This window comes from Nocardia sp. SSK8 (assembly GCF_037034205.1).
Lineage (GTDB): Bacteria > Actinomycetota > Actinomycetes > Mycobacteriales > Mycobacteriaceae > Nocardia.
Window position 1 is genome coordinate 125,754 of sequence record NZ_JBAGKD010000006.1, and the last position, 14,087, is coordinate 139,840.

Consider the following 14,087-nt stretch of genomic DNA (forward strand, 5'->3'; position numbering starts at 1 on the left):
CGCTACACCGGCACCGGCACCGAGACCAGCAGCGAGGAGAGCACACCCTCGCTGCTGACCCCGTCCAGCTCGGCCTCCGGCCGCAACTGCAGGCGGTGCCGCAGCACCGGCACGGCCACCGTCTTCACATCGTCGGGGGTCACGTAGGCGCGGCCGTTGAGCCAGGCGAAGGCGCGCGCGGCGGCCAGCAGCGCGGTCGCGCCACGGGTGGAGGCGCCGTGCGCGACGGCGGGGGAGGAGCGGGTGGCCCGGCACAGATCCACGATGTAGGCCAGCACTTCCGGGCTCACCGTCACCTCGGCGACGGCGGCGCGGGCGGCGGCGATGTGCGCGGGCCCGGCCACCGGGCGCAGGCCCGCCGCGCCGAGATCGCGCGGGTCGAAACCGTTCGCGTGCCGCTGCAGGATGCGGAATTCGTCGTCGCGTTCGGGCAGGCGGATGTCGACCTTGAACAGGAAGCGGTCCAGCTGCGCCTCGGGCAGCGGATAGGTGCCCTCCTGCTCGATCGGGTTCTGGGTGGCGATCACCACGAACGGATCGGGCAGCGGCCGTGGCTGTCCGTCGACCGAGACCTGGCGCTCCTCCATGGATTCCAGCAGCGAGGACTGGGTTTTCGGTGGCGTGCGGTTGATCTCGTCGGCCAGCAGCAGATTGGTGAACACCGGGCCGCGCCGGAAGGTGAATTCCGCGGAGTGCGGGTCGTAGATCTGCGAGCCGGTGACGTCACCGGGCATCAGGTCTGGCGTGAACTGCACCCGCGCGTGCTCGAGATCCAGCGAAGTCGCCAGCGCGCGTACCAGCAGCGTCTTCGCCACGCCCGGAACACCTTCCAGCAGAACGTGGCCGCGACACAGCAGCGCGAGCACCAGATACAGCACGGCCTGGTCGTTGCCGACCACGGCCTTACCGATCTCGGTACGCAAAGCGGCCAGTGCCGCACCGGCTTCCGCCGCGCTCGGCGATTTCTGCAGGACAGTGTTGTCGGTCATGCGAGCTCCGTCTCGATCCATTCGAGGTGTGCGGCAACGTGATAGAGGGTGTCCTCGTCCGGCACGTCGCCGAACAGGACGGTGCCGAGCTGCTGGGCGGGGATGCCAAGGCGCGCGGCGGCGGTGTGGACCAGCTGGTCGTCGGTGGGGTCGCCCAGGCGCGGGCGGATGCGGCGCAGGGTGGCCGCGCGCAGGATTCCCGCGACATGGGCGACATCGCCGGAGCGGCGGTACAGCCCCGCCTGCCCGGCGAGCAGTTCGTTGGCCGGGACCTCGACCGGGCGCGGTTCGCCGACCAGCGCGCCGCGACGGCGGGCGCGCCAGGCGATCACGGCGAGGAAGGCCAACAGGAACTGGAGTCCGCCGAAGGCGAGCCAGCCGGGTAGCGAGCTGAAGATCGAGTCCTTGCCCGCGCCGAAATCGGGGTCGAAGTCGCTGGGCGGGTCGGGGGTATCGGGAGGTGGCGGCAGATCCGGCGGGATGACGGGGGTGGGTGGGGTCGGCGCGGTGGGCGCGCCACAGGATTGCAGGGTGGCGTAGAGCAGCAGGGCGATCGCCAGCCCCGCCGCGATCGCGGCCCAGAACTTCGGGTTGCGTAGCAGGTCGGGCAGCGGGGGAAGTTGTTTGCGCTGCTTTGCTTCTCGCTCGGTGATCTCGAGTTCGACCGGCTCGGGTGCCGGGGGTGGGGCGCCCTGGGAGTAGCGGTCGGCGTATTCGAGGCGGCGGTATTCGTCCTCGGTGGCGGCGCGGCCGCCGTAGACGACCTCGTCGAAACTGCGTGCCGCCGGGTGTAGTTCGGTGGCGTGCTCCAGCGGGAGCGCGGTGGTGGCGTCGTCGGCGGTTTCCTGCGCGGTGCGCGAGCGGCGCACGGGCAGGGTGCCGCCCTGTTCGAGGGCGCGCAGGACGGCGCGGAAGCGTTCGCGCAGGGCGCTGTCGTAATCGCGGCGGTTCGCTGCCTGTTCGGCGGCGGCGCGGTGGTCGGCGGCGGCGCCGAGGCGGGGTGGGGGAGGCGGGCCGACGTGCGCCGGTTCGGTCGGCGAGGGGGACTGGCCGGTTGCCGAATCGTGCTGCGGCGCTGGGCCGAACTCTTGGTCGCTCATCCGGGTGCACCCGGGATCTTGATGTCGAGACCTTCACGCACGCAGCGGCGGTCGATATAGCAGACTGCGCGGCTGGCCGACTCGACGATCTCCGCCACGACCACCACCAGCAGCCATCCGCTCACCAGCAGGGTGAAGAAGGCCCAGCGGTGCGTGCCGGAGAAGTCGGACAGGAAGGACGGAATACCGAAGGCGGGCACCGCGAGTACCGCGAACAGCACCCGCTGTAACAGCCACAGCCCGGCGAGACGCCACTCCGCGCCCTGGGTGAGCTCCTTGGAACGGGCCACGGCCACCCCGTAGCCCGCGTGCTCACCGATGATCGCGGGCTCGACAGCGAACCGCCCCGCCCGCACATAGGACAGCCACAGCACCGCCAGCGGATAGGTGACGATCAGCAGACTGCCCACCACCAGAATCCCCACCCCGAACAGCGCGAACATCAGCTGGGCCAGCAGCAGCGGACCGAGATGATCGCTCGCGGTGCGCAGAGCCGCGCGCAGCCCGAACCGCGCGCCCCGGAAATCGGCCAGCGCCAGGGCGACGGTCGTCCCGCGCAGCACCAGCCGCACCAGCCACCCACACCCGAGCGTCGCCAGCAGCAATGCCCACATTGTCCCCAGCTTCGTGCCCCCGGTCAGATGCGATACCAGCCCGGTGAACCCGAGCACGGCGAGCACCGCCAGCACCAGCGCACTCCCACCGAGCACAGCCAGCGGGCGCAACTGGGCCTGGATCAGGGCGAACGGCTCGTCGAGCAGTTCGCGGAAAGCCAGGGGCCGGATCGGAACCGTCGGCGGCCGTACCGGATCGACGCCCCCGTCGGCGCCGACCGCATCGACGGTGGAACGCACGGCGAGCAGTCTAGCTGTGTTTTTGGAGCGCTGGCGCGCTCGAGGTCGCGGCCCCTGGGGGGCCGCCGGTCAGCGCTCGAGACTCGCGCCTGCGGCGCATGCGCTTCGAGCGCTGACCGGCGACCCGGCCGCGACCCGCCGCTGCGCGGCGGATCCCTCCTCGAGGTCGGGATGTGCGGGGCTGGGAGTGCGGGAGGTGGCGCACTTCAGGCGCAGGGTGTGGCTGGGAGTGCGGGAGGTGGCGCACTTCGGGTGTGTGGTGTGGCTGGGAGTGCGGGAGATGGCGCACTTCAGGCGCAGGGTGTGGCTGGGAGTGCGGGAGGTGGCGGACTGGGGCTTGGTGGGTGCGGTCTGGGCGGTGCTGGTTCAGGTGGGACTGGGTTAGGTGGTGGTTGTGGGCAGGGCGAGGTGGGTGGGGTTCAGGCGGCCTCGGAGGGTGACGGTGTCGCCGAGGGTCCAGTGGGCGGATTCGGTCGGGGTGGCGGTGGCGAGGGTGGTGGCGGAGCTGAGGAGGCGTTGTTCGTAGTTCTTGGAGAGTTCGCAGAGGCGGGCGGCTTCGTTGACGGCGTCGCCGATGACGGTGAATTCGTAGCGGTTGTGGGTGCCCACGTTGCCTGCGACGACGCGGCCCGCGGCGACGCCGATGCCCGCGTCGAGGTCGGAGGCGGCGCGTAGGCGGCGCTGGATGGCGCGGCCGCAGGACAGGGCGGCACCGGCGAGGTCGTCGAGGGGGGCGGGGGTGCCGAAGACGGCGAGGGCGGCGTCGCCCTCGAACTTGTTGAGCAGGCCGCCGTGGCGTTCCACCTCGTCGACGACGATGTCGAAGAAGCGGTTGAGGATGCCGACGATCTCGGGGGCGGGGCGGGTGGCGGCCATGGTGGTGGAGCCGATGATGTCGATGAACAGGGCGGCGGCCTCGGTCTCGGTGCCGCCGAGCACGGGCTGGGAGGCGATGGCGGCCATGGCGACATCGTGGCCGACGTGTTTGCCGAACAGGTCCTCGATCATGGCGCGCTCGCGCAGGCCGTGCACCATGCGGTTGAACCCGCTCTGCAGGTCGCCGAGTTCGGTGCCGTCGTAGAGGGGGATCTCGGTGTCGAGATCGCCGTCCTCCACCCGGCGCAGCGCCTGGCGCACGCCCTTGATCGGCGCCACCGTCGCGGCGACCACCTGCGCCATCAGCAGCATCCCGAACAGCAGCGCCGAGCCGCCGAGGCTGAGTACGCACACCGCCAGCCGGGCCTTGCTGACGGCCGGGTCGGCCAGCGCCCACACCGCGACCACCATCGACAGCGCCACCGGAATCCCCACCCCGACCAGCCAGGACAGCATGGTCCGGCCGAAAACGCCGATACCGCGGCGGCGGTGCGGGTCGGCCTGCAGCACGCGCGCGGTCACCGGGCGCAGGGCGAATTCGACGATCAGGTAGCTGTTGGCGCACACCACGATCCCGGCCGACCCGATCGACAGCGCGACCTTGGGGATGAGCGCGGGATCGGCGATCCCGTAGACGATCGTCAGCGTGACCAGCGCCAACGTCCACAGCACGGCTTGCTGCAGCACCATCCAGCGCGGCGCCGACACGGTGACGCGCTGTTCGGCGGGAGTCGGCACGCGGTCGGGATCAGTGGCCCAGCGCATGGTGCGCAGCCCGGCCACCGTCCCCCAGACGGTGCCGATCACCAGCGCGAGCACCGCGCACAGCGGCGTGAACACCGCGTTGATGAGCAGCAGGTCCCAGGTGAACACGGTCGGCCCGGGCAGCACGAACCCGGCCAGCACCACGATCATCGCGATGCCGATCAGATTGGCGACCAGCAGCGGCACGGTGAGCAGCAGCTGCACCCGCACCCGTCGGATGGACGATTTCTCCTCGACCGGTCCGAGCAGCGGCGAGCCCCATGGCGCGGTGCGCGCCCCGCCCTTCGGTCCGTCGCTGTGCGTCACTCACGCACTGTAAACCGGACCACGGCGTGCCCGGTGCTGTGTAGTTCAGGTCACTGATGCCGAGGGGTCGCTATATGACCAGTCAGCGCGCTGTTTCCGGGCAGCGCGGGCCGGGGTGGGAGTGCGATGCGACACCCGGCGAGTTCGGAGCACAGGTGTTCACTGAATTTCCGGCGCCCACGGAGCGACTTCGCGTGGCACGCCAGGAGATCTGCCGGTCAGCGGGCAGGCGGCAACTGACGCCGACCGCCACCGGGCAGCTCGTCGATCCCACGTCCGGCGATCTCTCCCTGTCCCTCCGCCGCGGGCAGCCCGGTGCCCTGGCTCGCGGGCAGCGCCGGGTAGCTCGGCGCGGCCGGGTACTGGCGTGGGTCCGGATGGAACCGGGTCGAGGGCGCGTCGACGACGGTCGAGGCGATCTGCTGGGCGTACGGGTTGTGCTGGGCGTACTGCGGCGCGGCTTGCTGCGGGTAGCCGGGCGGCAGGTAACCCTGCACCGGCTGACCGGGCAGCTGGTACCCGGCGGGCGCCATCATCTGCGGCTGCTGCGGCGCCTGCGAATCCTGGCTGTCGACGGTGACCTTGCGGGTGCGGCGCAGCGTGAAGGTGACCTCCTCGACCTCCTCGAATGCCTGTCGCGCGGTCCGCAGCGGGTGCGTCGCCGAGTCGATGGCGCTGGCCACGAACGAGGGCACCAGCGGCCGGATCCAGCGCGCGGCGGTATCGGTGAACGGCACCGTGCCGATGATCGGCAGCTCCAGCCCACCACCCCCGGCCGGTGCCTGCGCGGGCGCGGCGGGCGCGCTCACCGGCTGCTGCACGGGCACCAGCGCGCCCGCTTGCGGTGCGTTCGCCTGCGGCAGCGCGTTCGGGAGGTACCCGGCGGGCAGCTGCTGCGGTGTCACGTTCGGCTCCAGAGCCACGGAGTCGTCCTTTCGATGCGGCTCGGCGTACCCGAGCTCGAAACCGCCGATCGCGGCGATGATCCTGGTGCGCTGACGTTCTCGATCGATCACGGTATCGGCCTCGATGGCCAGGCGCGCGCTGGTGAGCTCGTGCTCGGCGCGCAGCGCGGCCGTCTCGGTGCGGACCTCGGCGCGCTGCACCGCGATGGCGGCGTCGGCCGCGCGCTCGGCCCGGTCGGCGATCTCGGCGGCGCCGAGGCGGCGGTCCAGCGCCGTCTCCCCGCGCCACCAGCGCAGCAGCAGCGGCAGCAGGGCCAGCAGCACGCCGATCGCCAGCATCAGCAGGCGCAGCGCGGCGGCGCCCGGATGACCGGTGGTGTAGCTGTTCATGGCCAGCCAGCGCGCCCCGAGGCCGCGGTCGGCGTCGGCGAAGGCCAGGGTGCGGGCCGCGGCGAGGTCGGCGGTCTCGGTGCGCACGGCCGCGTCGAGTGTCTCGGTGCGGGCCTGGGCGGCGGTGAGCTGCTTGCGGGCGTCGTCGAGCATGTCGTTGGCGGTCTGCGATTCCGGGCCGCGACCGGGCACGCCGGTGATCCGGGTCTGCGGGCATTCCGGGGTGGGGTTGTACTCGCAGCGCGCGATGACCAGCGCGGTGTCGATATCGGCCTGGGCCTTGGCGATGGTCGCGTCCAGCGCGGCGCGTTCGGCGGTGGCCCGGTCCAGCTCGCCGCGCGCGGCGACCACCACCGGCGCCTGTTCGGCACTGTCCTGCGCGCGGACGTCCAGCTCCCGGTCGACGGTCCCGCCGAGCAGCACGGTCGAGGCGAGTTCGGCGACCAGCACGCCCGCGGCCACCCCGACGCCGATCCTGGTCGCGGTCGCCCGCCGGTCGGTGCTCGCGGCCGGTTCGTCCGCGGAGATGCGCCAGGCCAACGGCGTGCTCGCCAGCGCCCGGCCGAGGGCCAGCGCCCCGGCAACGCCCAGCAGCGCGACCACCACGATCACCGGCCAGCCGATCCCCTCGGCCGCGCTCAGCGCCGCCACCAGCACGAGCCCGGTGACCGCGCCGAACAACGCCACCGCGGCTCCGGTGACGGCATATCCCGCTTGTTCCTGGCTGACGGCCTGCTCCGCGCCGGTATCCGGCGTGCCGCGCCGCGGCGAGGCGAGGCCTCCGCCGAGCCAGGTGAGTGTGCCGGTCATAGGTTCTCCCCGGGTCGTGCGCTCCACATGGCATGGCGAAACTGTCATGGATTCGTTGTGTCAGCGTGACAGGCCGACCGGCGCCACACCGAGCGACGACGGGCTGTTTGTGGTCAGCCTCACAACTGGACACTTGATACGTCGCGTCGGCATCCCGCGGGCCCGCCCACCTCGGCGTGTCGGCCCTGGCGAGCCATACTGGACGGTCTTATTCGATGCCGATGTGGCGAACGCCACTCCGCGAACGGTAGCCAGGAGTGTGCTGTGGCACATTCGCGAAATACAGACCGAACGGTTGGATGACTGCCCTGCATGTCGCGGCCGCTGTCGGATATATCTCACCGTGACCTACCCCGGTTAGCGGAGGTCCCAGGTTTGGCCGCCGCGGGTACGGGGAAATCTGCTGCGGTGCAGGTGAGTTCAGCTTTCGGCCAGGTGCCGGAGGCTGGAGCGGGCTTGCTCGCCCACGGTGTTCGCGCAGGTCGGCACGGGTTGTCCGGGATCGATCCAGCACCCGCTCTGCTTTACACTGGACGACGCGCGCGACGAAGCAAGCTGCCGTTACAAACCCCAGCTAGACAAGGTTATTAGCACAACCTTAGTTGGTTGGGCTCACGGTCTGACTTATCGTTTGCTCTTACGCCGAACACACCCCTGTTCGGCACAACCACCTGTTCGGGGTCCGGTGAAACCGGGCCAACAGTAGCGGGTGAAACCCGCGCGGAGGTGAGGAACGTGTCAACGTTCCGTTACCTCTGAGCACCCACTACGTCAACGAAGCGGGTGGACAACTGGAGACGTGACTGCACGCCGCAAACCATCACCGTAGCTGGTTTCGGATCGTACGGACGCAGTCTTGACGGAGGCGAAACGACGATAGGGCCCAATCCCACGGGCGGCCGATTCATCGACAGCCGACTTTCTTGAAGGCAGAGGCATGACGCAACTTCCTGGCCACAGGTCACCCGGTGTCACCGGGCTCTACGATCCGGCATTCGAGCACGACGCCTGCGGCGTCGCGTTCGTCGCCGACATGCACGGACGACGCAGTCGCGACATCGTCGACAAGGCCATCACGGCACTGCTGAACCTGGAGCACCGCGGTGCCGCGGGCGCAGAGCCGAACTCCGGTGACGGCGCGGGCATCCTGATCCAGCTCCCGGACAAGTTCTTCCGCGCTGTGGTCGACTTCGAGCTGCCCCCGGTCGGCTCCTACGCCTCGGGTATCGCCTTCCTGCCGCAGGCCCGCCGCGAGGCCGCGCGTGCCGCCTACGGCGTCGAGAAGATCGTCGTCGAAGAGGGCCTGGCCGTGCTCGGCTGGCGCGAGGTGCCGATCGAGGAGTCCTCGCTGGGCGCGCTGGCGCGCGACGCCATGCCCACCTTCCGGCAGATCTTCATCGGCTCGCCGAAGAACTCCGCCGAGCAGCTCTCCGGCATGGACCTGGAGCGTCGCGCCTACGTGATCCGCAAGCGGATCGAGCACGAGCTGGGCAAGTCCGGTTCGGGCGAGGGCGCGGTCGGCAAGGAGTCGGTGTACTTCCCGAGCCTGTCCGGCGAGACCTTCATCTACAAGGGCATGTTCACCACGCCGCAGCTGCGCGCGTTCTACCTGGACCTGCAGGACGAGCGCGTCGAGTCGGCCATCGGCATCGTGCACTCGCGCTTCTCCACCAACACCTTCCCCTCGTGGCCGCTGGCGCACCCGTTCCGCCGGGTCGCCCACAACGGTGAGATCAACACCGTCACCGGTAACGAGAACTGGATGCGCGCGCGTGAGGCGCTGCTGCGTTCGGACGTGTTCGGCAAGGACGAGGCGGGCAAGAACCGCCTGGAGAAGATCTTCCCCGTCTGCACGCCGGGTGCCAGTGACACGGCCCGCTTCGACGAGGTGCTCGAGCTGCTGCACCTGGGCGGTCGCGACCTGCACCACGCCGTCATGATGATGATTCCCGAGGCCTGGGAACGCAACGAGAACATGGACCCGCAGCTGCGGGCGTTCTACGAGTACCACTCCATGCTGATGGAGCCCTGGGACGGCCCGGCCGCCGTCTGCTTCTCCGACGGCACCAAGATCGGCGCCGTGCTCGACCGCAACGGCCTGCGCCCCGGTCGCATCTGGGTCACCGAGGACGGCCTGGTCGTGCTGGCGTCGGAGGTCGGCGTGCTCGACATCGACCCCGCCACCGTTGTCCAGAAGATCCGCCTGCAGCCGGGCAAGATGTTCCTGGTCGACACCGAGCAGGGCCGCATCCTCACCGACGCCGAGATCAAGGGCGAGCTGGCCGCGGCGCAGCCGTACCAGCAGTGGCTCGATGAGGGCGTCAGCCGCCTGGCCGACCTGCCCGACCGCCCGCACGTGCACATGTCGCACGACCGCGTGCTGATCCGTCAGCAGATCTTCGGATACACCACCGAGGACCTGAACCTGCTGATCACGCCGATGGCCAAGACCGGCGGCGAGGCACTGGGCTCGATGGGTACCGACACCCCGATCGCGGTGCTGTCGAACCGGTCGCGCCTGCTGTTCGACTACTTCTCGCAGCTGTTCGCGCAGGTCACCAACCCGCCGCTGGACGCCATCCGCGAGAAGGTCGTCACCAGCCTCAAGCGCAACATCGGCCCCGAGGCCGACCTGCTGCACCCGGGCCCGGAGTCCTGCAAGCAGATCGCGCTCGAGCAGCCGATCCTGGACAACGACGAGCTGGCCAAGCTGGTCCACATCAACGACGACGGCAGCCACCCCGGCCTGCGTTCGGTGGTCGTGCGTGGTCTGTACCCGGTCGCCGAGGGTGGTGAGGGCATGCGCAAGGCGCTGACCGCCATCAACACCCAGGTCTCGGCCGCCATCGACGGCGGCGCGCGGATCATCGTGCTGTCCGACCGTGAGTCCAACGAGAAGCTGGCGCCGATCCCGTCGCTGCTGCTCACCTCCTCGGTGCACCACCACCTGGTGCGCGAGCGCACCCGCACCATGGTCGGCCTGGTCGTCGAGGCCGGTGACGCCCGCGAGGTGCACCACATGGCGATGCTGGTGGGCTTCGGTGCCGCCGCGATCAACCCGTACATGGCCTTCGAGACCATCGAGGACATGCTCGAGCGCGGTTCGCTGCAGATCCCCGGCAGCACCGGTGATCGGGCCGCCGACTTCCGCAAGGCCGTCGCGAACTACTGCACCGCGGGCAGCAACGGCGTGCTCAAGGTGATGTCGAAGATGGGCATCTCCACCCTGGCCTCCTACAACGGCGCCCAGCTGTACCAGGTCATCGGCCTGGCCCAGGACCTGGTCGACGAGTACTTCACCGGCCTGCGCTCGCCGCTGGACGGCATCGGTCTCGACGAGATCGCCGCCGAGGTGGCCGCCCGTCATCGCGTGGCGTTCCTGGAGAACCGCAATGAGCGCGCGCACCGCGAGCTCGAGGTCGGCGGTGAGTACCAGTGGCGTCGCGAGGGCGAGTACCACCTGTTCAACCCCGACACCGTGTTCAAACTGCAGCACGCGACCCGTTCGGGCCAGTACTCGGTCTTCAAGGAGTACACCAAGCTCGTCGACGACCAGTCCGAGCGACTGGCGGCGCTGCGCGGCCTGTTCAAGTTCAAGACCGGTGCCCGCGAGTCGATCTCGATCGACGAGGTCGAGCCCGCCACCGCGATCGTCAAGCGCTTCTCCACCGGCGCGATGAGCTACGGCTCCATCTCGGCGGAGTCGCACGAGACCCTCGCCATCGCGATGAACCGGCTCGGCGCGCGCTCGAACTCCGGTGAGGGCGGCGAGAGCCCCGCTCGCTTCGAGGTCGAGGAGAACGGCGACTGGCGTCGTTCGGCGATCAAGCAGGTCGCCTCGGGTCGCTTCGGCGTCACCGCGCACTACCTGACCAACGCCACCGACATCCAGATCAAGATGGCCCAGGGCGCCAAGCCGGGCGAGGGCGGCCAGCTGCCCGCGCACAAGGTGTACCCGTGGGTCGCCGAGGTGCGGCACTCCACCCCGGGCGTCGGCCTGATCTCCCCGCCGCCGCACCACGACATCTACTCGATCGAGGATCTCGCCCAGCTGATCCACGACCTGAAGAACGCGAACCCGCAGGCGCGGATTCACGTGAAACTTGTCGCGGAGCCGGGTGTCGGCACGGTCGCCACCGGTGTGTCCAAGGCGCACGCCGACGTCGTGCTCATCTCGGGCCACGACGGCGGAACCGGCGCCTCGCCGCTGACCTCGCTCAAGCACGCGGGTGGCCCCTGGGAGCTCGGCCTGGCCGAGACCCAGCAGACCCTGCTGCTCAACGGCCTGCGCGACCGCATCGTGGTCCAGGTCGACGGTCAGATGAAGACCGGCCGCGACGTGATGATCGCCGCCCTGCTCGGCGCCGAGGAGTTCGGTTTCGCGACCGCTCCGCTGGTCGTCTCGGGCTGCATCATGATGCGCGTGTGCCACCTCGACACCTGCCCGGTGGGTATCGCCACCCAGAACCCGGTGCTGCGCGAGCGCTTCTCGGGCAAGCCGGAGTTCGTCGAGAACTTCATGCTGTTCATCGCCGAGGAGGTGCGTGAGCTGCTCGCCGAGCTGGGCTTCCGCACCCTCGACGAGGCCATCGGCCGGGTCGACCTGCTCGACACCACCAAGGCCAAGCAGCACTTCAAGGCCGCCAAGCTGGACCTGTCGCCGATTCTGGACATGCCGGAGACGGCGTTCATGAACCAGAACACCCGCTGCACCGGCACCCAGGACCACGGCCTGGACAAGGCGCTGGACAACGAGCTGATCGCGCAGAGCGCCCCCGCGCTCGAGCGGGGCCAGGCGGTGAAGATCGAAACCAAGATCACCAACGTCAACCGCACGGTCGGCACCATGCTCGGCCACGAGGTGACCAAGCTCTACGGTGGCGCTGGCCTGCCCGACAACACCATCGACATCACCTTCAACGGGTCGGCGGGCAACAGCTTCGGCGCGTTCGTCCCGGCCGGTATCACGCTGCGCGTGCAGGGTGACGCCAACGACTACGTCGGCAAGGGTCTGTCCGGTGGTCACATCGTGGTCCGCCCGGCGCTCACCGCGCCGGAGGGCTTCGTCGCCGAGGACAACATCATCGCGGGCAACGTGATCATGTTCGGCGCCACCAGCGGCCGGATCCTGATCAACGGTGTCGCCGGTGAGCGGTTCGCCGTGCGTAACTCCGGTGCCACCGCGGTCGTCGAGGGCGTGGGCGACCACGCGCTCGAGTACATGACCGGTGGCCGCGTGGTCATCCTCGGCAACACCGGCCGCAACCTCGGTGCCGGTATGTCCGGTGGTGTCGCGTTCGTCTACGACCCGGAAGGCACGCTGCCCAACCGCGTGAGCCCGGATCAGGCGGAGGCGATCGAGCAGCTCTCCGGTGATGACTTCACCTGGCTGCGCGACATCATCACCGCCCACCGTGACGAAACGGGTTCGGCGGTGGCCGAACGCATCCTGAGCGACTGGTCCCAGCAGGTGAACCACTTCGTGAAGGTCATGCCCCGCGAATACAAGAAGGTTTTGCTCGCCATCTCCGAGGCTGAGAAGAGCGGCAAGGACGTGGACGAAGCGATTATGGAGGCCGCACGTGGCTGATCCCCAGGGATTTCTGAAGCACACCTCTCGGGAACTTCCCACCCGGCGCCCGGTCGAGCTGCGACTGCTCGACTGGAAAGAGGTCTACGAGGACAAGTTCTCGCACGAGACCCTGCAGAAGCAGGCCAGCCGCTGCATGGACTGTGGTATCCCCTTCTGTCACAACGGTTGTCCGCTCGGGAACCTGATCCCCGAGTGGAACGACCTGGTGTACAAGGGCGCGTGGCGCGAGGGCATCGACCGCCTGCACGCCACCAACAACTTCCCGGAGTTCACCGGCCGCCTGTGCCCGGCTCCGTGTGAGGCGTCCTGCGTGCTCGGCATCAACCAGCAGCCGGTCACCATCAAGCAGGTCGAGGTCGAGCTCATCGAGAACGCCTTCGACGAGGGCTGGGTCACCCCGGTGTACCCGACCCGCCTGACCGGCAAGAAGATCGCGATCGTCGGCTCCGGCCCGGCCGGTCTGGCCGCCGCCCAGCAGCTGACCCGGGCCGGTCACACCGTGACCGTGTTCGAGCGTGACGACCGCATCGGCGGCCTGATGCGCTACGGCATCCCGGAATTCAAGATGGAGAAGGCGGTCATCGACCGTCGCCTCGCCCAGATGGAGGCCGAGGGCACCATCTTCAAGACCGGTGTCAACGTGGGCGTCGACATCACCGCCGAGCAGCTGCGCGAGCAGTTCGACGCGATCGTGCTCGCCGGTGGCGCCACCATCGCCCGTGACCTGCCGATCCCGGGCCGCGAGCTCGACGGCATCCACCAGGCGATGGAGTTCCTGCCGCTGTCCAACCGGGTGCAGCTCGGCGACGACATCACCGACGAGAACGGCCTGCCGCCCATCCACGCGAAGGGCAAGAAGGTCGTCATCATCGGTGGTGGCGACACCGGCGCCGACTGCCTGGGCACCTCGCACCGCCACGGTGCCGAGTCGGTCCACCAGTTCGAGATCATGCCGCGTCCCCCCGAGGAGCGCGCGGGCTCGACCCCGTGGCCGACCTACCCCCTCATGTACCGGGTCTCCTCGGCGCACGAAGAGGGCGGCGAGCGCGTGTTCTCGGTGAACACCGAGCGTTTCGTCGGCAAGGACGGCAAGGTCACCGGGCTCGAGGCGCACGAGGTCAAGATGGCCAACGGCCGCTTCGAGAAGGTCGAAGGCACCGACTTCACCCTCGAAGCCGACCTGGTGCTGCTGGCCATGGGCTTCGTCGGCCCGCAGAAGCCCGGCCTGCTGACCGACCTCGGTGTCGGCTACGACGGCCGTGGCAACGTGCAGCGCGACAAGAACTGGGCCACCAACATCCCCGGCGTCTTCGTCGCCGGTGACATGGGCCGCGGCCAGTCCCTGATCGTCTGGGCCATCGCCGAGGGCCGCGCCGCCGCCTCGGCCGTGGACAAGTTCCTGGAAGGCGAGACCGCGCTCCCCGCGCCGATCCCGCCGACCGCCGTCGCCCAGCGGTAATCTCTCGCGACAACACGAAAGGCGCTCGCCGACCACCAGG

General features: G+C 69.6%; 7 protein-coding genes. 2 read left to right on the plus strand and 5 right to left on the minus strand.

What is annotated here, in order from left to right:
- Positions 1 to 2: 2 nt before the first annotated feature.
- The 5 genes from WA675_RS13730 to WA675_RS13750 form a co-directional block, all read right to left on the minus strand.
- The gene (locus WA675_RS13730) at positions 3 to 989 is read right to left on the minus strand and encodes an AAA family ATPase (protein ID WP_336084650.1); all 987 of its coding nucleotides are present in this window, start codon (positions 987 to 989) and stop codon (positions 3 to 5) included.
- Complete coding sequence (locus tag WA675_RS13735; protein WP_336084651.1) at positions 986 to 2,089, minus strand: DUF4129 domain-containing protein; 1,104 nt, start codon at positions 2,087 to 2,089, stop codon at positions 986 to 988. Before WA675_RS13735 ends, WA675_RS13730 begins: the two co-directional genes overlap by 4 nt.
- Positions 2,086 to 2,943, minus strand: coding sequence for a hypothetical protein (locus WA675_RS13740; RefSeq protein ID WP_336084652.1), 858 nt, complete (start codon positions 2,941 to 2,943; stop codon positions 2,086 to 2,088). The genes WA675_RS13735 and WA675_RS13740 overlap by 4 nt, the downstream gene beginning before the upstream one ends.
- A 381-nt stretch (positions 2,944 to 3,324) precedes the next feature.
- Positions 3,325 to 4,890, minus strand: a complete 1,566-nt coding sequence (locus WA675_RS13745) for an adenylate/guanylate cyclase domain-containing protein (RefSeq protein WP_336084653.1) — start codon at positions 4,888 to 4,890, stop codon at positions 3,325 to 3,327.
- A gap of 218 nt (positions 4,891 to 5,108) precedes the next feature.
- The gene (locus WA675_RS13750) at positions 5,109 to 6,995 is read right to left on the minus strand and encodes a DUF4407 domain-containing protein (protein WP_336084654.1); all 1,887 of its coding nucleotides are present in this window, start codon (positions 6,993 to 6,995) and stop codon (positions 5,109 to 5,111) included.
- A gap of 937 nt (positions 6,996 to 7,932) precedes the next feature.
- On the opposite strand from WA675_RS13750, the gene gltB reads away from it, so the two are divergent.
- Complete coding sequence (gene gltB, locus WA675_RS13755; protein WP_336084656.1) at positions 7,933 to 12,585, plus strand: glutamate synthase large subunit; 4,653 nt, start codon at positions 7,933 to 7,935, stop codon at positions 12,583 to 12,585.
- On the plus strand, positions 12,578 to 14,047 hold the full coding sequence (locus tag WA675_RS13760) for a glutamate synthase subunit beta (RefSeq protein ID WP_336084657.1): 1,470 nt from the start codon (positions 12,578 to 12,580) through the stop codon (positions 14,045 to 14,047). Before gltB ends, WA675_RS13760 begins: the two co-directional genes overlap by 8 nt.
- Positions 14,048 to 14,087 lie beyond the last annotated feature (40 nt).

Coding starts and splice junctions, on each gene's coding strand:
- WA675_RS13735 (WP_336084651.1), bottom strand. CDS start 2,089: ATGAGCGACCAAGAGTTCGGCCCAGCGCCGCAGCACGATTCGGCAACC.
- WA675_RS13750 (WP_336084654.1), bottom strand. CDS start 6,995: ATGACCGGCACACTCACCTGGCTCGGCGGAGGCCTCGCCTCGCCGCGG.
- gltB (WP_336084656.1), top strand. CDS start 7,933: ATGACGCAACTTCCTGGCCACAGGTCACCCGGTGTCACCGGGCTCTAC.
- WA675_RS13730 (WP_336084650.1), bottom strand. CDS start 989: ATGACCGACAACACTGTCCTGCAGAAATCGCCGAGCGCGGCGGAAGCC.